This is a genomic window from Variovorax sp. P4_B11, from assembly GCF_056402355.1.
In genome coordinates, this window is sequence record NZ_JBFUHO010000044.1 from 17,582 (window position 1) to 38,750 (window position 21,169).

The window sequence follows — 21,169 nt, forward strand, 5'->3', positions numbered from 1 at the left end:
CGGTCAGCGTTGATTGACCTGTTGGTCTCGTCATCATTTCGCCAGTGGCCGTGCCGGAGTTGGGGCACTTTGACAGCGATCTGCCCTACGGTCTTCGAAGGAGGAGACGGCTTGACCACCATCGTCAAGCAATGCCAGATCCGTAGACGGAAGCGGGAGTCCGATGGCGCCCTTCTTGACGGGTGTCATACGGCCCCTACAAAGTCGCCCAACTGCAAGAGCAGCTTGCCCGTATTGCCACCCTCGAACAGACGGCGCAGCGCGCTCGGAAATGCCATTAGGCCGGCGACGATATCCTCTCGCGATTGGATTTTCCCGGCTACTAGCCACTCGCGCAGTTTTTCTTGAGCTTCCGGGTAGCGGGCCTCATAGTCAAAAATCACGAATCCTTCCATGCGCGCGCGGTACATCAAGAGCGCCATGTAATTTTTGGGCCCTTCTCCACGCTCTGCGTTGTTGTATTGCGAAACAGCTCCGCAGATGACGACCCTTGCGCGGGGACGCAGACGGGGAAGAGCGAGGTCGAGAATCGGCCCCCCCACGTTGTCAAAATAGACGTCGGCTCCGCCTTGGCAGGCGCTGAACAGCAGCTTGCGCACTTCCGGTGACTTGTAGTCCACCGCCGCGTCAAACCCAAGGGTCCTTGTGACGTAGTCGCATTTCTCCGGGCCACCGGCTATGCCAATGACACGGCAGCCCTTGACCTTGGCGATCTGACCCACGGCCGATCCAACTGCGCCAGCAGCTCCAGACACGAGCACGGTCTCGCCATCCTTGAGCTGTCCGACGTCCAACAAACCGAAATAGGCAGTAAACCCCGGCAAGCCCAAGATGTTCAGGTATGCCGACAGCGGAACTGACGTGGCATCCACCTTCACCGCATCCTTGGCTTGCAGAATGGAATACTCCTGCACACCGACAAGGCCGGTGACCGCGTCACCGGCCTTGAACCGCGGATCCTCTGATTGCACGACCTGCCCTGCTCCCGCTGCGCGCATCACATCGCCAACGCGGACCGGTTCCATGTAGGACTTGCCTTCATTCATCCACGACCGCATTGCCGGGTCGACAGAGATCAGCGAGTTCCTGACAAGGATTTGCCCTTCCTTGGGTGCCGAGACTGGTGCCGTAGAGAATTCAAAGTCGGCGTCCTTGGTGGCTCCGAAGGGGCGAGCCGCCAGGGTCCATTGCCCGTTCTGCAAGCCAAGAGTCGTCATTTAGAAGTTCCTTTGAAGGGTGTGATGGCTTAATTTCTGTTGACCACGGCGAAGTCAATCAACAGCAGAAGTTGGAGCCGCTGAGCCCAGCCGTCGGGTAATGCCATCTTTGTACTCACTACAGCACTGCGGAGGCAGCCCAAGGAACAGTCTTACGACCGGTTCGTACGTGCATTCGCTTGCCATCATGTGCTGGGTCACTACGTGCACATCCCTCGGGCAACCCTGAATGGGAGATGTGCCATAGACAGCCTCGATTGCGGAATTGGCTAACTCAAGGTGGCTTTGCGCAGCAAGATCGGCCGCCTCGATCAGTTGAGCGCGCAATTCGCCGTCAGGACGGTTTTCGGGTAGTAGCTGCATGCGAATGTCTAATGGTTCAAGGAGGTTTGATGCACCGCCATACATGCGACGGACAGAAGCACAGTACTCCACCTGGAGAGTATTAGAGGCACTTCTCCACGTGGATAACATGGGACAAACCCCATGCTTGTTGCAGAGGCGTCAGCACCTGGAAGCGAGCGAGGTGGTCCAGAGCGGCATCGCTGTGCGGCCGCCTGGCAGCGGTGAAGCCTTGGTAGGCATTGATGATCCCATGATGCATATGCGCCTCCTCTTCAAGCCAGCGAGAGCAGAGCTCGAATCAACTGCTGCGGCATGGACAGGAATGGGCTGTGATCCGAGTCCAGTTGCAGCACCTGCGTCTTGTTTGCCGGCGTCGCAGCGTCTGCCTGCGCCACCATCAGATCCTGGGCCACCGGCGGGATGACATGGTCCGCGCTGGTCCGGATATAGGTGCGGGGAATGGCTCCCCAGCGCTGCGCCGTCGTCCCGATTGGCGTCACCATCGGACCAACAGGAATATCCGGCGACAGCAGATTGAGCGCGGCGCGCGCTGTTGCAGCATCCATTTGCCCGTAAAACAAGTTGATGAGCCCCGCGCGATAGCTATGGTCCGTGGATGCCGGGTCGAGCCGCAGAGCGGCGCTAACAGTAGGATCGCTGACCAGCAGCGGCGTCAAAAGCGAGGGCGGTGCCGCCGGGTCAGGGGGAAATGCGATCATCGACTGGCCGTCCTTGGGCATGAATGCCGCGAGGTAGACCAGGCGCGCAATCTTGCCGGGGCCCAGCAGTTCAGCGGCTGCATGGATTGCACCGCCGCCCATGCTGTGACCCACGACGATCGGAGCTGGGAAGCCGGCGGCGAGTAGGGAGTCAACGGCATCGGCAACGGCCTTGGCGTAGTCAGCCAGCGTGATGCCCGCAAGCGGTGATAGTTCGGTCGCCAGTGCCGAGGTGCGGGGCTGAACGTCGAACGCCGCGGGAAATGCGGCGTTGAGACCGTGCCCCGGCAAGTCGATCGCCAGCACTGGGTGGCCGGCGGCAGCCAGCGCTGGGCTGATCTTGCCCCAGCACCAGGTGCCATGCCAGGCCCCGTGAACCAGCAGGTATGGGCTTTTTGGCGAGAGCGCTGGCGCCGGTTCTGCCTGCGTTCCTCCGCAGCCGGCCATGGCCGCGCCCGAGGCTGCAACGGCAGATGAGATGAGGGCGCGTCGAGAAAGAAGCATCGCGATGTCTCCGTGGAATAGGTTCGGAGCATCGGCGGTGTCCGGCATTAGCCCTAGCGCCTCAGTGCAATTCAGCGGATTGCGTGCAAATCGTCGACTCGGGATTTCCCTCTTGTGAGTCGACTACTGCCGGACCATCGTCGTTTCCAGTGAGCTCCATAACACCGTTCCCTCCCATTGAGTTTGATCATGGAGGCACAAGCCTGCGCGGCCTCCGTGTGGCAGACAGCCATGATGTTGACGAATCGCCCCTGCAAACCGCGCCCTTTTTTGGTGAATGCCGGCTTCAGCGGCTGCGGCGTGACGATGTGTTCCATGGCACGCTCGACTGCGTTCCAATGGGGCCGGTGTCATTCAATCGCACGCGCTGGGGAGCGCGTGTTTCGCTCCAACCTCTATCACAGGCCTTGCAGGGCTATTACCTGATCAGTCTGCCGACTCGAGGATCAGCGCAAGTACGCCAAGGCGGCGAATTGCACCAGCTCGTTGCGCAGAGTCCGGGCGTTTTCAGTCCAGTTCGTACTTTCTCGATGGAAGTGCACGAGGGATATGACCAATTGCTGATCCGCGTTGATAGCTCATTGATTGCAGATGCCTGGCAGGGGCTGACCGGCCGGCCGCTGATGGCACCCTTGGTTTTCGAAATGTCCCTGCCCGCGCGACCGCAGCTGACCCAGGCGTGGCACGGCATCGTCGCCCTTGCTGGTATGGCGTCGGCGCTCCCGCCAGCCGGCAAGGCGCGGCAATTCGCGCAAGCATCGCTGGCGGACGCTTTGGCATCGCTTCTGCTGACCCAGCATGCCCACAACCAGCAGTCCACGATCGACGCAAGTGCGACCCGCACGGTTTCGCCGCGGATTATCAGGCAGGCTGAAGAGCTGATGCTGCGGCGGCTGCGAGCCCACGTTTCGATAAACGACCTCTGCATCGAATGCGGCGTGTCTCGCCGCACGCTGTTCGCCGCCTTCCAGTCTTGCCACGGCGTAGGTCCGATGACGTGGCTACGAGAAAGGCGGATGGAAGCGGCGCGTGACGCGCTGCAAAAGCCGAGCCGCGGCGGAGTTCGCGTTGCCGACATCGCCCTCGAGTACGGCTTCACCCATGTCGGCGACTTTGCCGGGGCGTATCGACGGCGATTTGGTGAAGCACCATCGCAGACCTTGAGGCGTGGTGGCTGGGCGTACGCTTGAGACGTCCGCCAAGGGTTCTCGCGTTGGCTGCGAATGGTCGCCCTGACTCGTTTGCCGAGCTTGATGTACAGCTCGACCGCCCGAATCCTGTCCTCGTACGAATTCGTGAACTACCTCTGGGTAGTCCAAGTTTTTGTCCGCATCGCCGGTGGGTCAAGAATCAATCGGCGCCGACACCCTCACTCCTCCGCGAAGTGCATCGGAGCGCGACTCGCACACCGAACGAAATGGTGGTAGCCACTCTCTACGAGACGGACAGCGACCGGATTCGCCGAGGTCTCGCTTGCGCCGATAGGATACGAAGCAGTTGTTGGACTGGGTGCTCGCACTCACCCATCGATGCTCAGCGAGACCAGTTGTACGACCTGCTCCGATGTCAGCAACTTGCCGTCATAGATGCTGGTCGCGCGAATGATGAGTCCACTACTATCCAGGACGAGTGCTGTCACGCCCGCCCTAACGAGCGTCGTGCTCGCGCCGAACCATTCGACAGCTCCGCCCAGCCCGCTACCAACGCTGTGGCTGTAGGCGCAGCCCACTCCCTGTGGCAGCAACGCCAGACTTCTGGTCAGGTAACGGCTTATCGCCAACCGTCCCTGAAGTTGGTTGCGCAGCAACATGTCCTCGCAAATGGCGTCTGAGGTGAACAATGCAGCGGCGGCACTGACGTTGCCTGTCGACATCGCCGTCACCAGGGCATGTGCAACCTGCTGCAGATTAGGATCAGCGTTCTCGCCTACACGGTCCGCGTAGTACTGAGCTGGAACTGCCAGAGTTTTGAAGGCCAAGCCAAAGGTATTCGCGAATCTTCGCGCATCCCACCCAGGCCGGCTGCTGGGCAATGGCGTCGTCGTCCGGCAGGCCGGTCTGGTCGATGCGGATGCGCTCGGTAGCGCGGCGGAAGTTGAGTTCCTCGGCGACAGCAATGAAATAGTGCAGATGCCGCAGTTCGATCATCAGATACTGACCACGTCCAAACGGGACACCGTCGGAGGCGCTCAAGGATCGCCACGACGCCTAGCCACCGCCGACGCAATCGGTCACGAGTGCGTAGTGGCCCCGGATGGCATGCCTGCTGCCGAACGCCGATAGCGCGGCAGAAAGCGCGTGAAGGCTTCGGGTTGCAACTTTCAGGGCAAAAGGCTGACGTGCGTAACGCAGTCGGTGCGTCAGCGTTTCGCCCCCCGAGGCAGTTCACCAAACCGTTCCTTGTAATAACGGGCAAAAAGTCCAGGGTTAGAAAACTGCCATTTGTGTGCCACCTGCGTGACCGTGGTCAGGCCGCCCCCAACGCGCAGGTCATGGTGCGCAGCGTGGAGCCTTCGATCGAGGGTGTAGCGCCACGGCGGTCGCCCGAAGTGCTTGACAAAGCCGAGCGTCAGCGCGCGCACCCCGATGGAAGCTGCCGCGGCGATGTCCACGACACTGATCGGCTCGGCCAGATTCTCATCGATGAACTCGCACGCGCGCCGGAGCGAGCGCGGCAGAGCGATCTCGTGGTCGAGGTACTTGGAGTATGAGTGCGACCATAACGTGAGCAATTCGAGCAGAAACCAGTGCGTGCGCGCGCGTTCGAGCACCTTGTTCGTGTGCATCGGCTCTTCGTGCAGGACATCGAGCATGGCCCGCAAGCGCCTGGCTTGGCTCGTATCAGCCGCGATCCTGGGCGAGAAAGCAGGCACGCTGTCGACTTCAATGCCGAGCAGCGCTTGGGTGGAGCGCAGCAATGCGGACGTTGGAATGCAGGTGTTGCGCAAGTCGCCAGGCGGCGTGATCTCCACTCGGCCGCACCATTCGGGGCGAAAAACGATCAAGTCTCGCGAGCGAAACGCTTGCTCTCCTAGAACGCCGTCGCAGTTCCGCGGTTCGGTGATGATCAACGACTCCCGCGTTTCGTCCACATCCCAAACCATGCTGGTGTTGTACGACACGCCGCCGAGCAACAGTCCTCCGGAAGACTTGCCGAAAATCGATACGTCCAGCGGTCCGGCGCCAAAGGACTTGACCTTGTGGTGCGCGAACAATCGAGTTGTCACGGCGACGACCTGGTTGATGTCGCCGGTTCTCAGCCGCAATGGTTCAGGCTCCGCGGTTTTTCGATCCTTGTACATACCCACTCCATCGACACCCGGTAGGATGCCGGGCATCTTGTGGAGCCGTCAAGCCCACTTGTCTCAATACCCTCAGCGCACGATCGTCTGCAGGAAAGTCAGCGTATCAGCCGTTCCGCGCGGAACGATGCTCTGGTGGCTGGCACCTGGGAAAAGCTTGTACGTGACGGCGGGCGAGCCAGCCGTACGGAGTTCGCCCACGAAGTCGTCCACCATCGGCTGAAGCACGGCCGCGTCGGCGCTGCCCTGCAGGATCAACGTGGGCTTGCGCAGCATGAAGCCAGGCATCACGCCAGGATCGTTGGCCGCCAGAAACGCGCTCATGGCGGGGTCTGCGGCCCAATCGGATTTGAAGCCGTTGAACGCGGCCGGGGTCTTCGAAGCCACCGCAGCGCCAACGGCACCGAAAGCCGCGAAGATGCAACTGTTCTTCAGTGTCGGCATCATCGCGAGCAAGTCGGAACCCATCACCTTGATCGCGTCGAAGCCCGGTTGTTGCGCGATCAGACCAGTGGTCATCATGCCAACCAACAGGTTCTGGAAGACCACGTAGTTCGCCGCATTGCTTGGGTCGGTGGCTGCATTGGCGCTCAGCAGGTCAACCTCATGGCGGATGGAGACGAAGGGCGCTATCGCGACGGCCCCTTTGTAGTCGAGCTCAGGGGCCTCGCCGGCGAATTTCTCCACGGCGACTGCGGCATGTCCCCCGTCGGAGTGGCCAACGACGGCCCATTTCTTCGACAGGCCGGGCACCGACTTGTAGGCAGCCCGGGTGGCGGCGACTAGCGAGCGGCTCAAGCTCGAGAAGCTGTAGTAGGGATAGGGGGCTTGAGCCTCCGTGCCCAAGCCTTCGAAGTCAGGTGCCACCACGGCATAGCCAGCACCCACCAGTGCCGCAATCAGGTCCGCATAGCCGCTGGGCTCCACGCCAAGCACAGCGCCTTCCGTTGTCAGGTTGCCGTCGAGCGCGGCGGGCTTCAGGCTCGGGGCGCACGACGGCTGTCCGACTGTCGTCGTCCCGTGCGCCCATGTCACGACAGGCCAGCCGCCAACAGGTGGCGAACCCTTCGGCACGAACACCAGACTGGTCGCGCGGATCAGGCTTCCATTGAGCCCAGGCATGAGATGAACCAGCAGCTTTCCGTCTCCATTGACTCCCGGCGCTACATATGCCGTCGAAGAGAGCACGTCGCCCGATTGCGGCTCGGAGATCTGCGGCACGGGGCGGTCACTACCGCCCCCGCATCCCGCGAATAGCACGACGGCGAACCACAGAGGCAAGTTCCTTGCCGCACGGATTGCCTTGAACCAGAAAGACGAACGCATGCGTTCCCCTCCAATGTGATGGGTGACAGGCTCCGGCAGAACATCCACCGGCTTACCGGAGGGGAATACTAGAAAGGCGTCGGCTCAAGCGATATTCGAAAGAGGAAGCTGCGCTGTCCAAAATGGGAAAAGGTGCTCAGCGATCCCGAGCAGAGAGTTGATCCAGTTCGGGGCGTTCAATGCCAAAGGCTGCCCTGAAGCAAGAACAGTTGTGGCGCGATGTTCATGCGCCGTCGGCCTCGCTCCCTGCCGAGAGCTTCTCGTACAAAGCCGCACGAGAGATCCCGAGCAGCCGCGCGGCGGCTGCCTTGTTGCCCTTGGTGGCGGCGAGGGCCACACGAATGCTCTGAGCCTGGGCCTCCGCCATGGCCTGATGCAGCGGCTTGACCGCTGCTCCGGTGTCTGAGCTGGAGACGGCGGAAGGCGCGGAGTCGTTGGCCGGCATGACATCGCCGGCATGCCCGCGTGGCACAGGCTGCCCCGGCTTGGCTGCCGCTTGAAGCAGTCGCTCGAAGTGCAGTGCCTCGAGCACGAGGTCGTCGGTCATCAGCGACGCCTGCTCCAGCACGTTGCGCAACTCGCGCACATTTCCCGGCCACGGCCGGCTTGCCAACAGCTCCATGGCATCGGGCCCGACCGCCCTCGGTGCCAGCGCGCTCCGGCGTGCGATGTCTTCCGACAACGTGTCCACCAGGTCGGGCAGGTCTTCGAGCCGCTCGCGCAGCGGCGGCAGGCGGATCGGCATGACGTTGAGCCGGTAGTAGAGGTCTGCGCGGAAGCGTCCGTCCTCCACCATCGCCTCGAGGTCGCGGCTGGTTGCGGAGACGATGCGCACATCGACCCGCTCGACGCGGTTGCTGCCGAGAGGCTCGATCTCCTGCTCCTGCAAGACCCGCAGCAACTTGCTCTGCAGTTCCATCGGCATGTCGCCGATCTCGTCGAGGAACAGCGTGCCGCCATCGGCCAACTTGAACTTGCCATCGCGCCCCTTGCGGTCGGCACCCGTGTAGGCACCCGGCGCCACGCCGAAGAACTCGGCCTCCAGCAGTGTGTCTGGGATAGCAGCAATATTGACACTGACGAAGCGGCCAACGGAACGCCGGCTCGCGGCATGCACAGCATGCGCAAGAAGCTCTTTGCCCGTGCCCGTCTCACCAAGAAGCAGCACCGTGGTGTCGGTGGCAGCGACACGCCGCACCTGGCGCTTCACCTCTGCGACCGCAGCGCTGCTGCCCACGAAGCTTGCGAGGGAATACTTCGGACGCCGCTCGGCCGCCAGTCTGCGCCGGGTATCCTCGAGTTCGCGCTGCAGATCGACCAGCTTGCCGATCAGCGGCTGCATTGCCCCATTGGGCTGGTCGGCGAGCACCAGAGCCACCCCGCCGATAACGTTGCCCTGCTCGTTGCGCAGGGGCAGCCGGCTGACAAGGAAGGCGCCATACTGGTTGGTCAGCAAATCGACGACCACGGGCATGCCCGTGTCGATCACCTTGCCCATGAGCGAGTTGGGCACGACTTCCTCGATCCGTCGGCCAATGACGCCGGAGTCTGCGAATGGGCCGAGTGCGATGAAGCGCCGGTAGCCCTCGTTGAACCAGACGATGCGGTGCTCGCGGTCCATCACCACCATTCCCATCACCGCTTCGGCGAACGTGGCAAACATGCGCCGCGCGGCGAGCTGGAGCACACCGCCCGGGTCGAGTGCGTCGAGGGGGTCGAGATCGGGTGTCATGGCGTCCGTCGAGTGTAAGCGGGCTGCGGGCCGCTTGCTAAGTTGACGTCACGGTGCCGCAACCGTCCGGCCAACAGGACAGTTGTCTGGTGTGGAGGCCACCCGGACATGGCGACATGTCAACCGCTCAGGACAGCACGACAGCCTCCGGACGCCGCGCCGCAATGCGCCCCCTTGCAGCCACAGCACGCTCAGCCCGTGGCATGGGCCTTGCAGTCCCCCGACCGGCTTGACCATAAATTTAGGAGACTCCCATGCCATCGAACACGCGCCGCCACGTCACCGCGGTCGCCATCGCCGCGCTGCTGACCGGCCTTATTTCGCCAGCTTCCGCCCAGGCACCAAAGGAAATCCGGATCGCGCAGATCCATAGCCTCACCGGGCCGCTGGAGGCCTACGGCAAGCAGGCGCAGACCGGCTTCCAACTGGGCCTTGAATATGCCACCGGCGGCACCATGGCCGTGGCTGGCCGCAAGCTCGTCGTGATCGAGCGCGACGACCAGGGCAAGCCCGACGTGGGCAAGAACTTGCTGGCCGCCGCCTACGCCGACGACAAGGCCGACATCGCGGTCGGCGCCACGTCGTCCGCGGTCGCGCTGGCCATGCTGCCGGTGGCCGAGGAATTCAAGAAGGTCTTCCTCGTCGAGACGGCGGTTGCCGACTCCATCACCGGCGAGCGCTGGAACAAGTACGTCTTCCGCACCGCGCGCAACAGCTCGCAGGATGCGATCGCCAGCGCCGTCGCGCTCGACAAGGACAACGTGCACATCGCCACGCTGGCGCAGGACTATGCATTTGGCCGCGACGGGATCAAGGCCTTCAAGGAAGCGCTGAAGAAGTCCCGCATCGTGCACGAGGAATACCTGCCGATGACGACCACCGACTTCACCGCGGGTGCCCAGCGCATCATCCAGGCACTCAAGGACAAGCCCGGCCGCAAGATCATCTACGTCTACTGGGCCGGCGCCGGCAACCCCCTGAAGATCGCGGACATGGACCTGAAACGCCACGGGATCGAGATCTCGACCGTCAGCACCACCTTGCAGGGGATGGTCCCCTACAAGCAGCTGGCCGGCATGGAAGGGTCGACCTTCTACTACTTCGGCATTCCCAAGAACAAGGTCAACGAGTGGCTCGTGGCGAACCACTACAGCCGCTACAAGGCCCCGCCCGACTTCTTCACTCTCGACGGCTTCAATGCCGCCGTGGCAGTGGTCGAGGCGCTCAAGTACACGAACGGCGACACCAGCACCAACAAGCTGATCGCAGCCATGGAAGGCATGAGTTTCGAGTCGCCCAAGGGCAAGATCACGCTGCGCAAGGAAGACCACCAGGCGATGCACTCGATGTACCACACGCGCATCAAGGACGACCCCGCGCTCGCCTGGGGCGTGCCGGAATTGATCCGGGAAATCAAGCCCGAAGAGATGAACATCCCGATCCGCAACCAGCAATAAGTGCTTTGGAATGAGGCGCCCCCGGCGCTTCTGAACCAACGGATTGGCAGGAACGGGGCCGGCCCGTCGTTCAGCGCATGCGGCGTCGGCAAAAAACAATGAGTTAGGAGACTTGCAATGAAATTTCACGCGCTTCTTGGCTTGGCCCTGGCCGTCTCGGCCCTGGCTACATCGCCCTCGGCTCAAGCGGTTGTTGTCGCACTGCCGTCCTTCAATGTAGACACCAGCCAGACCACGGTGTCGGGCATGTCCTCGGGCGGGTATATGGCCAGCCAATTGGGCTATGCCTTCTCGGCCACCTTCAAGGGCGTCGGCGTTTTCACCGGCGGTCCGTACAGCTGCGGCGGGCACTATTACTCCAGCAACTGCATGAGCAACGCCGTGGTCAGCACCAGCATGATCAACACCATGCAGGCCGACATCAACAACTGGAGCAGCACGACCATCGACGACAAGGTCAATGTGGCCAAGCAGAAGGTCTTCCTGTGGGTAGGCAATAGTGACACGACCGTCGGTCCGAACGAGATGAACGCGGTCAATACGTTGTACCAGAACAATGGCGTGGCGACGGCTAATCTCGACTACATCAAGCGCGACAACACCGCCCATGTAATGCCGACCGATTTCGATTCGACCGGCAACAACGCTTGCAACAACTCGGCCTCGCCCTACATCAGCAACTGCGGCTACGACGGCGCCAAGGCCGTGCTAAGCAAGTTCTACGGCACGCTGAATGCGCGCAACGACGCGCCCGCGGCCGGCAACTACATCGAGTTCGACCAGAGCGCGTTCATCAACAGCAATCCGGGCATGGCCGCCAACGGCTGGCTCTATGTACCGGCCAACTGCGCGACCGGCGCCGTCTGCAAGCTCCATGTGGTCCTGCATGGCTGCGCGCAAAACTACGCCACCATCGGCGACAAATACCTCAAGAACACCGGCTATACCCGCTGGGCCGACACCAACAGCATCATCGTGCTGTTCCCGCAGACGAAGAACGACAGCACCTATCGCATGACGGCCGCCAGCGGTTCGCTCGCCAACACCGGCGGCTGCTGGGACTGGCTCGGCTGGTACGGCTCGAACTTCGCGCAGAAGGCCGGCACACAGATGACCGCCATCAAGGCGATGGTGGACAAAGTGTCCGCGGGCGCAAGCGGCGGCGGCACACTGCCCGCGCCAGTGGGCGTGGGCACCTCGAACGCCAGCGCCAGCAGCATGACGATCAGCTGGGCTTCGGTCAGCGGCGCCAGCGGCTACAAAGTCTACCGCGACGGTGCGCTGGTCACGGCCTCGCCGGTCGCTGCCAGCCCTTACAACGACAGCGGTCTGTCTGCGGACACCACCTACAGCTGGACTGTGCGCGCGATCGATGCCAACGGGGCCGAAGGCGCGACCTCGGCATCGGCCTCGGGTACGACCACCCGCAGCGATGACAGCTGCTACACGGCCTCCAACTTCGCCCACACGACGGCGGGTCGTGCCTATGCGAATTACGGCTACACCTTTGCGTACGGTTCCCTGCAGAACATGGGTCTGTGGAACAGCACGGTCATCACCACGCTGAAGAAGACGGGGTCCAGCTACTACGTGATCGGCACTTGTCCTTGATCTTGTCCCTGATAGAGAACCATGCTTGAAACCAAGAACCTAACGATTCGTTTCGGCGGACACGTGGCTGTCAACGCCGTGTCCTGCCGCTTCGCGCCGGGCACGCTGACCGCCATCGTCGGCCCCAACGGGGCCGGCAAGACGACCTACTTCAACCTGATCTCCGGCCAGTTGCCGGCCACCGAAGGCGAGGTGTGGCTGAACGGCGAGGACGTGAGCCGCTTGCCCGCGCCACTGCGCGCGCGGCGCGGGCTGGGCCGCGCGTTCCAGCTCACGCAACTGTTCCCGCACCTCACCGCGCAGGAGAATGTGCGCCTCGCAGTGCAGGCGCGCGAGTCGGGCCGCCACGGCGGCGGCTTCGACCTCGCGCACGTGTGGCTGGACCGGCGCGCCTGGATCGACGAGGCGCAGTCCCTCCTTGAGAGGGTGCGTCTGCTCGACAAGGCCAACGTGCTCGCCAGCGCGCTGGCCCACGGCGACCAGCGCAAGCTGGAGGTCGCGCTCCTGATCGCCCTCGATCCCAAGGTCTACATGTTCGACGAGCCGACGGCGGGGATGAGCGTGGACGAAGTGCCGGTGATCCTGGACCTCGTGCGGCAGCTCAAGCAGCGACGCGATTGCGCGGTCCTGCTGGTGGAACACAAGATGGACGTGGTGCGCGAGCTGGCCGACCGCATCATCGTCCTGCACAACGGGCAGTTGGTGGCCGAAGGCGAACCCGGCGCGGTGATGGCGTCGGCCGTCGTGCAACAAGCCTATCTCGGCGTCATGCCACAGGAGCAGCCCGCATGACCGCCCTGCTGCAATTGAAGGACGTCCACACGCACATCGGCGCCTATCACATCCTCCACGGCGTGGACCTGGAGGTGCGAGAGGGCGATGTCACCATGCTCCTGGGCCGCAACGGTGCCGGCAAAACCACCACGCTGCGAACGATCATGGGCCTCTGGCGTGCCTCGCGCGGCGAGTTGCACTTCCGCGGCGCACCGATCGGGGCGCTGGCCACGCCGGAGATTGCGCGGCTCGGCATCGCCTATGTGCCGGAAAACATGGGGATCTTCGCCGACCTGACGGTCAAGGAGAATCTCGTGCTCGCCGCGCGAGGGGCGGCCACCGCCGACGCGTTGGACGGGGCGCGGCTGGAGTGGGTCCTTTCGCTCTTTGGCGCCCTGAAGAAGTTCTGGCTGTATCCGGCAGGAAAGCTCTCGGGTGGCCAAAAGCAGATGCTCGCGATCGCGCGCGCGATCATCGAGCCGCGCGCTCTGCTGCTGATCGACGAGCCCAGCAAGGGGCTTGCGCCGGCGATGGTGCAGAACCTGATTAGCGCGTTCGCCGAGCTGAAGCGGCAGCGCACGACGGTGCTGCTCGTGGAGCAGAACTTCGCCATGGCGAAGGCCATCGGCGACCGCGTCGCCGTGATGGACAACGGGCGCATCGTGCACACGGGCGCGATGGCCGACCTGGCCGACAACGAAGCGCTGCAGCAGCGGCTGCTCGGCCTTTCTCTGGGAGTACACCAATGACCACCGCCACTTTGCCCGCGCCTTCGGCCGCGGTGCCGCAGGCGCGCTTCGACCTGCGGCCTCTGGCCCTGCTTGCATCACTGGCGGCCCTCGCGCTGCCTGCTGTCGGCCACACCGGCACCTGGGTGACGCTGACCGTCGCCGGCCTGGCGATGGGCATGATCATCTTCCTCGTCTCGTCCGGCCTCACGCTGGTGTTCGGGCTGATGGACGTTCTGAACTTCGGCCACGGCGTATTCATCGCCTTGGGTGCCTATGTCGCCATGACCACCATGCTGGCGCTGGGCGCCTGGGTCGGCAGCGAATCGCTGTGGCTGAACGCTGCCGCAGTGCTCGCCGCGATGCTCGCCGCCGCGGCAATGGTTGCGATCTCCGGGCTCGTATTCGAGCGACTGCTGGTGCGTCCCGTCTACGGCATGCCGCTCAGGCAGATCCTGGTCACGATGGGCGGCCTGATCATCGGTGAGGAGCTGATCAAGGTCTTCTGGGGGCCCGACCAGCTGGCCGTGCCGCTGCCGCAGGCGCTGCGCGGCTCCTTCTCATTCGGCGATGCGTCCGTCGAGAAGTACCGGCTGCTGGCGGTCGCTGTCGGCAGCGTTGTCTTCGTGGCGATGTTGTGGGTGCTGACCCGCACCAAGGTGGGCCTGCTCGTACGCGCCGGCGTACAGGACCGCGAGATGGTCGAGGCGCTGGGCTACCGGATACGGCGGCTCTTCATCGGCGTGTTCGTCGCCGGTTCGGCACTGGCCGGCCTGGGCGGTGCGCTTTGGGCGCTGTACCAGCAGAGCGTGGTGCCGCAGATCGGCACTCAGGTGAACGTGCTGATCTTCACCGTCATCATCATCGGCGGACTCGGGTCCACGTTTGGCTGCTTCGTGGGTGCCCTGATGGTGGGCCTGGTCGCCAACTACGCCGGCTTTCTGATGCCCAAGCTCGCGCTCTTCTCCACCATCGCGCTGATGGTGGCCGTGCTGCTGTGGCGGCCGAACGGCCTCTATCCCGTCGGGCAGCAATGAGGGCAAGCACGATGATCGACCGACTGCTCTCCCACGACGTACCGCGCAGCCGCTGGCTCGCCCTGGCGCTGGTGCTCATTGCCATCGCGCTGACTTTCGCCCCGTTCCTCTTTCCCGGCCACAAGGCGCTGGGCGTCGCCGCCAAGGCCCTCGTATTCATCCTGCTGGTGGCGAGCTACGACCTTCTGCTCGGCTATACCGGCGTGGTGAGTTTCGCGCACACCATGTTCTTCGGCATCGGCGCCTACGGCGTTGCGATCGCCAGCAGCCGCCTCGGTGCCGGCGCGAGTTCGGTGCTGATCGGGCTCGGCGCGGCGTTGCTGCTCTCGCTGCTGCTGTCAGTGGCCATCGGTCTCTTCAGCCTGCGGGTGAAGGCGATCTTCTTCGCGATGATCACACTGGCGGTCGCATCGGGCTTCCTGACGCTGGCCTCGCAGCTGAGCCATATCACGGGCGGCGAGGACGGGCTCAGCTTCCGCACCCCGGAATGGCTGTCGCCCTCGTTCGAGCTTTTCGAGCAGCCGCTGCTCGGTGTGACGATCGACGGCCGCGTGCTCACCTACTACCTCCTGCTGGTGGTGGTCGCAGCGAGCTTCCTCGCCCTCCTGCGCATCGTCAATTCGCCGTTCGGCCGCGTGCTGGAGGCCATCCGCGAGAACGACTTTCGGGCCGAGGCGCTCGGCTTCCGCACGGTGGCGTATCGCACCGTGTCGAACGTGCTCTCGGCCTTGTTCGCTACGCTCGCCGGTGCGCTGCTCGCGTTGTGGCTGCGCTACACCGGGCCGGACACCACGCTGTCGTTCGAGATCATGCTCGACGTGCTGCTCATCGTCGTGATCGGCGGCATGGGAACGATATATGGCGCGGTGGTCGGCGCGGCGTTGTTCGTGCTGGCGCAGAACTACCTGCAGGATCTACTGAAGCTCGGCGGTTCGGTGCTGAGCGGCCTGCCGCTCCTGCCCCACTTCGTGTCACCAGACCGCTGGCTGCTATGGCTGGGGATCCTGTTCGTGCTTTCCGTGTACCACTTCCCCAGCGGCATCGTCGGCCGCCTACGCATGTCGCGGGGGTCCGAGCCATGAAGCCGACATCGAATTACCTGCGCTGCGAAGGGCGCGAACTGCATTACACCGAGTGGGCCGGGCCGAACGCCGCGAGCGACGCGGTGATCGCCTGGCACGGCTTCGCTCGCACTGGCCGCGACATGGACGACATCGCCGCGCAGCTGGCGCAACGCTACCGCGTCATCTGCCCCGACACCATCGGACGCGGCCTGTCGCAATGGAGCCCGGACCCTGCGAACGAATACACGTTGCCGTTCTATGTGCGGCTGGCCGCCTCGCTCGTCGACCAGCTCGGGCTACCGCATTTCCACTGGCTCGGCACGTCGATGGGCGGCGCGATCGGCATCCTGGCCGCCGCCACGACGCTCAGAGGCCGGCTGCGCCGGCTGGTGATCAATGACATCGGCCCGTGCCCGGCTCCTGAGGCCGTCGAACGCATCTTCACCTATGCCAGCCGACCACCGGCCTTCGGCAGCGTGAGCGAACTCGAAGCGTACTTCCGCACTGTCTATGCGCCGTACGGTCGCCTCTCTGACGCGCAGTGGCGACGCCTCACGGAAACCTCGGTGCGCCGGTTGCCCGATGGCCGTGTCACTCCGCACTATGACCCGGGGATCGCAATGCAGTTGCAGTCAAGCAACCCGGAAGGGCTGTGGCCGGCATGGGACAGCCTCGACGTGCCCGTGCTTTGCCTGCGTGGCGCGCACTCGGACCTGTTGCTGCCGGACGCCGCGGAGCAGATGCGCACGCGCGGACCACTCGCGGTGGTGGTCGAGATCCAGGGATGCGGCCATGCGCCCGCGTTGAACACGCCGGAGCAGTTTGCGTTGGTCGAACGTTTCCTGGCCGGAGACGGCCGATCGTCGTAGGCTGTTCGGCCAAATGGCGCGGTGACAACGGGCCGCGCACCAAGGGGCAAGACGACCTTTTGGTCCCGGCACTTACACTGCGTCGCCGGCCTCGGCATGGTCCGGGTTTTCCTGCTGACATGCGCGTTGCTGATCGTCCCGCCCGCCCGCGCCGATCAGCTATGTACTTGTCCGTACCTGGCTTGAGGCATCCCTCAGTAGCCCCACGCGCAGCTGCAAATCGGACGGCCTCATTCAGCGCCCATCACGTGCCAGGCCGTTGAATGCGCTCGGCATATCAACGTCGCAATGCGCATTCGTGCTGCGCCGCAAGCCGAGCAACTCGACGCTGCGTTCCCTCAGCAACTCGGAGTCGCTCCTCAGAGCGCGCTGCAGGCACTCATCGATATAGGCACCATCGCTCTGCAGGCGCGACAGATTGACCCGCCAGCCCACGCCAGCCATGAGCCATTTGAAGTCGACCAGATTGAGGAAGGCGTCGTACTCTTCCGAGCCTTTGGCATGTGTCGCATTCATGTATTCCGCCGCCTACAGATCCTTATCCTGCTGAAGATCAGGCATCCCCAAGGGTGCGCCGCCACAAATGCAGGCGCATTGCCTCAAGAAGTAAAAGTGCAAAAACTTCGAGTGCCCACCACTAGCGCAGCACGGTGCCGCCAGCTCCCAACAGCGTCACTTCCACGAAGGATGGGCCCAGGTGGCTCGAGGCTGTGTATCGGTAATCGAGCTCGTCAAAGCTCTGGAGCTCGAAGCTTTCGAGCGCGCGTATGTAGCCGTCGCGAGTGAGATTGCGGCCGGCGCGCCGCAAGCCTTCCGCAATCACCCGGCCGGTCATGAAGCCTTCCAGGGTTTCGTAAGACAGGTGGTCCTCGTTGCCATGCCGAGCCATCACGGAGCGGAAGTTGCGCGCAGCGCGCGACGAGCCGAGTGGATGCGGCATCACCTGCGTGATCGCGATGCCGCGGACATCAGCCTCCAGCAGCTCGAACAGCTTGGGCACCGATGTGACCGAGAGGACCCAGGGCGAAGGCAGCGCCGCAAGTGCCTGCGCCTTGTACTGCTTCATCAGGTCGGCCACCGTGCTCGGCGACGTGAACAGCAGCACGGCCTGGGGAGCAACCTTCACGAGCGTCGCGGCCATGCCCCGGCCGTCCCAGTTTTCCGCGGGGTGCGGGACGTCCGCCACCAATTGCGCATGGAACCGCTGCGCCGCCTTGTGTGCAGCGGCCAGGGTGCTCTTGCCGAAAGCGTTGTCCTGGTAGACCACCGCGATGCGGCGTGTACCGATCGTCGCGAGATGCTCCACCATCTTCTCGACCTCATTGGAGTAGGCCGTGCGCGTGTGGAAGAGGTAGCGGTTGTAAACACGAGCTCCGTCGGCTCCAGTCAGTGTGCCCACTGCCGGCAGCCGATACTCCTCGAGCAGCGGCATCGCGGCCAGCGTGATGCCGGTGCCGCCGATGCATGCGAGTCCGAATACATCCGCACCCTGCCCGAACGCACGGACGTTCGTGAGTGCCTTGTCGACGACGTAGTTGTCCTCCCGGCGCACCACCGAGAGCTGGCGGCCATGCATGCCGCCTTGCGCATTCACCTGGGCGAAGGAGGCGAGCAGCCCGTCGGTATAGTTGCGGTAGAGACTGCCCCAGACGCTGTCGAAGCCGATGGTCTGACCGAACACCACCTTGTTGTCAGAGACGCCTGGTTCGCTGCCGCGCGCAGACACGATCCACGGCGCCGAGGCTGCCGAGGCTGCCGAGGCTGCCGCGGCTGCCGCGGCTGCCGCGGCACAGAATGCTCGTCTCCGGATGGGGTTCATTGGTGTCTCCTCTGACTGATAGACGCACTCGTGTTCGAAAGAACCTGCCGCGGCTCAGACCCCGCCGTGGCAGACGTACTTGGTTTCGAGGTACTCGTCGAGCCCATACCTCGAACCCTCGCGACYGACCCCCGACTCCTTGATGCCGCCGAACGGTGCTACCTCGTTGGAGATCAGGCCCTCATTGACGCCGACCATGCCGTACTCGAGCCGCTCGGCGACACGCCAGGCTCGGCGCACGTCGCGCGTGTAGAAGTAGGCGGCTAGACCGAAGGGCGTGTCATTGGCGAGCTGCACGGCCTCATCGTCGCTCGCGAACCGCATCAACGGTGCGACCGGCCCGAAGATCTCCTCGCGCACAACGGCCATCTCGCTCGTGACGCCAGCCAGGACCGTCGGCACGTAAAAGTTGCCACCCAGCGCGTGCACAACACCACCCGTCAGCACACGTGCGCCCTGGCTTCGCGCTTCATCGACCAGACGGCTGACCTTGGCCAGCGCCCGGCCGTCAATCAAGGGCCCGATGTGCACCCCGGGCTCGACGCCGGCACCGACCTTCAGCTGCTCCACCGCATGCACCAGCCGCTCGGCAAAGGCATCGAACACGGCCTCGTGCACCAGGAACCGGTTGGCGCAGACACAGGTCTGGCCCGCGTTGCGGTACTTGGAAGCGATCGCGCCCTGCACGGCGAGGTCCAGGTCGGCGTCGTCGAAAACGATGAAAGGTGCGTTGCCGCCCAGTTCCATCGAAACGCGCTTGACCGTAGCGGCGCACTGCGCCATCAGCAGCTTGCCGACGGGCGTGGAGCCGGTGAACGAGAGCTTGCGCACGACCGTGCTGGCCGTGAGGGCTCCTCCGACAAGCGCCGGCCTTGCGGTGGTGACGACGTTGATCACGCCGGCCGGAATGCCGGCACGCTGCGCCAGTTCGGCCAGCGCGAGGGCCGACAGCGGCGTCGCCTCTGCGGGCTTCACGACCGAGGTGCAACCAGCGGCCAGTGCAGGCGCAACCTTGCGCGTGATCATCGCGATGGGGAAGTTCCACGGCGTGATGGCCGCGGTGACACCCACGCCCTGCTTCATCACCATCAGACGACGGTCGACCGTCGGTGCCGGAATCAGGTCGCCGTAGGCGCGCTTGCCCTCTTCCGCGAACCATTCGATGAATGAAGCGCCGTACCGCACCTCGCCCAGCGCTTCGACGAGCGACTTGCCCTGCTCCAAGGTCATGAGCAGCGCGAGGTCCTGTTCCGCGCCAATCACGAGATCGTGCCAGCGGCGCAGCAAGGCACTGCGCTCCTTCGCCGGCCGCGCGCGCCAGGCGGGCAGCGCGGCTTGCGCTGCGGCGATGGCGCGATCGGTGTCAGCGGCGTCCATGTCGGGAACGGCTGCGATCGTTTCGCCGTTGGCCGGGTTGCACACCTCGTGCGACTCGCCGCCCTGCGCAGCGACCCACTCGCCGCCGATGAACGCCAGGCGCTTCAGCAACGCCGTATCTTTCAACTGCACCATCAGAAAGCCTCCTCGTAGAGCGCGAGCGCGTCGGCAAGCGCCACGTCGCGCGGGTTGTTCACCAGCAGGCGCTGGACCTTGAGTGCGTCCTCCGCCAGCATCGGCAGGTCGCTCCGTTCCACGCCGACTGCGCGCAGGTTCTGCTCGAACGGCATCACGGCCACCAGCGCGGCCATGGCATCGACGAACGCCCGGGCGCCTTCGATGGGAGGTTGGCCGGGCCGGGCCGTGCCGATCACTTCGCCCAGCTGCGCGTACAGCGGCGCCGCATGTTCCAGGTTGAAGCGCAGCACCGGCCGCAGCACCAGCGCGTTCGACAGGCCGTGCGGCACGCGGAAATGGCCGCCCAGCGGATATGCCAGCGCATGCACCGCCGCCACCGGCGCGTTCGCGAACGCCATGCCCGCCAGCAGCGAGCCAAGCAGCATGTGCTCGCGCGCCGTCCCGTTGCGCGGCTCTTCGAGCACCTTGCGCTGGTTGGCATACAGCAGCGCCAACGCCTTGAGCGCCAGCGCGTCCGACACCGGGTTCTTCTTGTGGCGCGACGTGAAGGCCTCGATCGCGTGCACCATGGCATCGATTCCCGTCATCGCCGTAAGGCGAGGCGGCAGGCCCAGCGTGAGGTGGCTGTCGAGCAGCGCGAAGTCAGGGTAGAGCAAGGGAGAGACCACGCCCTTCTTCTCGGAAGTCGGGCTGGTGACGATCGCGATCGGCGTCACTTCCGAGCCGGTGCCGGCGGTGGTCGGCACCTGCACGAGCGGCAGGCGCGGCCCCTGCGCCAGGCCGATCCCATAGATATCCTGCAGAGCCGCCGGCGTGCGCGCCAGCAAGGCCACGAGCTTGGCGGTGTCCATGGAACTGCCACCACCGAAGCCCACGACGCCATCGGCGCCCGCTTCGCGGGCGGCCTGCACGGCAGCGAGGACCCGCTCCTCGGGCGGATCGGGCAGCACGTCGGAGTAAACGGTGGCGGCGATTCCCGCGATCCGCAGACTTGCCAGCGCGGGCGCCAGCAGGCCGGCCTGCAGCAAGGGCTGGTCGGTGATGAGGAAGAAGTGGCGCACGCCGAGCCCGCGGGCGAGTTCGCCGAGGCGGTCAGAGCCGCCCTGCTCGCAGACGATGCGCGGCGTGGTTTCGAAATTGAATCCTGTCAT

The 21,169-nt window shown here is 64.2% G+C and carries 18 protein-coding genes and 1 pseudogene; 8 read left to right on the top strand and 11 right to left on the bottom strand.

Features of this window, described 5'->3' with window-relative positions:
• Positions 1 to 185: 185 nt before the first annotated feature.
• Positions 186 to 1,217, bottom strand: coding sequence for an NADP-dependent oxidoreductase (locus tag AC1DYD_RS29310; protein ID WP_478176272.1), 1,032 nt, complete (start codon positions 1,215 to 1,217; stop codon positions 186 to 188).
• A 617-nt stretch (positions 1,218 to 1,834) separates the two neighbouring features.
• Complete coding sequence (locus AC1DYD_RS29315) at positions 1,835 to 2,833, bottom strand: alpha/beta fold hydrolase (protein WP_478176273.1); 999 nt, start codon at positions 2,831 to 2,833, stop codon at positions 1,835 to 1,837.
• A 170-nt stretch (positions 2,834 to 3,003) separates the two neighbouring features.
• Here AC1DYD_RS29315 and AC1DYD_RS29320 point away from each other — a divergent pair, with 170 nt between their 5' ends.
• Complete coding sequence (locus AC1DYD_RS29320; protein WP_478176274.1) at positions 3,004 to 3,975, top strand: AraC family transcriptional regulator; 972 nt, start codon at positions 3,004 to 3,006, stop codon at positions 3,973 to 3,975.
• Positions 3,976 to 4,304: 329 nt separating this feature from the next.
• On the opposite strand, the gene AC1DYD_RS29325 is transcribed toward AC1DYD_RS29320, so the two are convergent.
• The 5 genes and pseudogenes from AC1DYD_RS29325 to AC1DYD_RS29345 all read right to left on the bottom strand — a co-directional run bounded on the left by AC1DYD_RS29325 (position 4,305) and on the right by AC1DYD_RS29345 (position 9,144).
• Positions 4,305 to 4,763: a hypothetical protein gene (locus tag AC1DYD_RS29325; RefSeq protein ID WP_478176275.1), complete on the bottom strand. Its 459-nt coding sequence runs from the start codon at positions 4,761 to 4,763 to the stop codon at positions 4,305 to 4,307.
• 70 nt (positions 4,764 to 4,833) lie between these two features.
• Positions 4,834 to 4,929 (bottom strand): annotated as a pseudogene (locus AC1DYD_RS29330) (LysR family transcriptional regulator); the annotation flags it as partial.
• A 215-nt stretch (positions 4,930 to 5,144) separates the two neighbouring features.
• Entirely contained in the window at positions 5,145 to 6,086 is a 942-nt protein-coding gene (locus tag AC1DYD_RS29335) for an AraC family transcriptional regulator (RefSeq protein WP_478176276.1), read from the bottom strand.
• Between the two features lie 72 nt (positions 6,087 to 6,158).
• Complete coding sequence (locus tag AC1DYD_RS29340) at positions 6,159 to 7,412, bottom strand: alpha/beta hydrolase (RefSeq protein WP_478176277.1); 1,254 nt, start codon at positions 7,410 to 7,412, stop codon at positions 6,159 to 6,161.
• A 223-nt stretch (positions 7,413 to 7,635) separates the two neighbouring features.
• Positions 7,636 to 9,144 (bottom strand): sigma-54 interaction domain-containing protein, encoded by a 1,509-nt coding sequence (locus AC1DYD_RS29345; RefSeq protein ID WP_478176278.1) that lies wholly within the window; start codon positions 9,142 to 9,144, stop codon positions 7,636 to 7,638.
• A gap of 254 nt (positions 9,145 to 9,398) precedes the next feature.
• Between AC1DYD_RS29345 and AC1DYD_RS29350 the strand changes: the two genes are divergently transcribed.
• The 7 genes from AC1DYD_RS29350 to AC1DYD_RS29380 all read left to right on the top strand — a co-directional run bounded on the left by AC1DYD_RS29350 (position 9,399) and on the right by AC1DYD_RS29380 (position 16,684).
• A complete protein-coding gene (locus AC1DYD_RS29350) occupies positions 9,399 to 10,601 on the top strand; it encodes a substrate-binding domain-containing protein (RefSeq protein WP_478176279.1) in 1,203 nt (400 codons plus the stop codon).
• Between the two features lie 117 nt (positions 10,602 to 10,718).
• The gene (locus AC1DYD_RS29355; protein ID WP_478176280.1) at positions 10,719 to 12,212 is read left to right on the top strand and encodes an extracellular catalytic domain type 2 short-chain-length polyhydroxyalkanoate depolymerase; all 1,494 of its coding nucleotides are present in this window, start codon (positions 10,719 to 10,721) and stop codon (positions 12,210 to 12,212) included.
• A 21-nt stretch (positions 12,213 to 12,233) separates the two neighbouring features.
• Positions 12,234 to 13,004 carry an ABC transporter ATP-binding protein gene (locus AC1DYD_RS29360; RefSeq protein ID WP_478176281.1) on the top strand — a complete coding sequence of 257 codons (771 nt, stop codon included), beginning with the start codon at positions 12,234 to 12,236 and terminating at the stop codon, positions 13,002 to 13,004.
• A complete protein-coding gene (locus AC1DYD_RS29365; protein ID WP_478176282.1) occupies positions 13,001 to 13,735 on the top strand; it encodes an ABC transporter ATP-binding protein in 735 nt (244 codons plus the stop codon). The genes AC1DYD_RS29360 and AC1DYD_RS29365 overlap by 4 nt, the downstream gene beginning before the upstream one ends.
• Positions 13,732 to 14,751, top strand: a complete 1,020-nt coding sequence (locus tag AC1DYD_RS29370; RefSeq protein ID WP_478176283.1) for a branched-chain amino acid ABC transporter permease — start codon at positions 13,732 to 13,734, stop codon at positions 14,749 to 14,751. The genes AC1DYD_RS29365 and AC1DYD_RS29370 overlap by 4 nt, the downstream gene beginning before the upstream one ends.
• An 11-nt stretch (positions 14,752 to 14,762) precedes the next feature.
• Complete coding sequence (locus AC1DYD_RS29375; RefSeq protein WP_478176284.1) at positions 14,763 to 15,833, top strand: branched-chain amino acid ABC transporter permease; 1,071 nt, start codon at positions 14,763 to 14,765, stop codon at positions 15,831 to 15,833.
• Complete coding sequence (locus AC1DYD_RS29380) at positions 15,830 to 16,684, top strand: alpha/beta fold hydrolase (RefSeq protein ID WP_478176285.1); 855 nt, start codon at positions 15,830 to 15,832, stop codon at positions 16,682 to 16,684. The genes AC1DYD_RS29375 and AC1DYD_RS29380 overlap by 4 nt, the downstream gene beginning before the upstream one ends.
• A 234-nt stretch (positions 16,685 to 16,918) precedes the next feature.
• Here AC1DYD_RS29380 and AC1DYD_RS29385 read toward each other — a convergent pair whose 3' ends face one another.
• The 4 genes from AC1DYD_RS29385 to AC1DYD_RS29400 all read right to left on the bottom strand — a co-directional run bounded on the left by AC1DYD_RS29385 (position 16,919) and on the right by AC1DYD_RS29400 (position 21,169).
• Complete coding sequence (locus tag AC1DYD_RS29385; protein WP_478176286.1) at positions 16,919 to 17,200, bottom strand: hypothetical protein; 282 nt, start codon at positions 17,198 to 17,200, stop codon at positions 16,919 to 16,921.
• A 121-nt stretch (positions 17,201 to 17,321) separates the two neighbouring features.
• Positions 17,322 to 18,503: an ABC transporter substrate-binding protein gene (locus tag AC1DYD_RS29390; RefSeq protein ID WP_478176287.1), complete on the bottom strand. Its 1,182-nt coding sequence runs from the start codon at positions 18,501 to 18,503 to the stop codon at positions 17,322 to 17,324.
• 54 nt (positions 18,504 to 18,557) lie between these two features.
• Positions 18,558 to 20,015, bottom strand: coding sequence for an NAD-dependent succinate-semialdehyde dehydrogenase (locus AC1DYD_RS29395; protein WP_478176288.1), 1,458 nt, complete (start codon positions 20,013 to 20,015; stop codon positions 18,558 to 18,560).
• Positions 20,015 to 21,169 carry an iron-containing alcohol dehydrogenase gene (locus AC1DYD_RS29400; protein ID WP_478176289.1) on the bottom strand — a complete coding sequence of 385 codons (1,155 nt, stop codon included), beginning with the start codon at positions 21,167 to 21,169 and terminating at the stop codon, positions 20,015 to 20,017. The genes AC1DYD_RS29395 and AC1DYD_RS29400 overlap by 1 nt, the downstream gene beginning before the upstream one ends.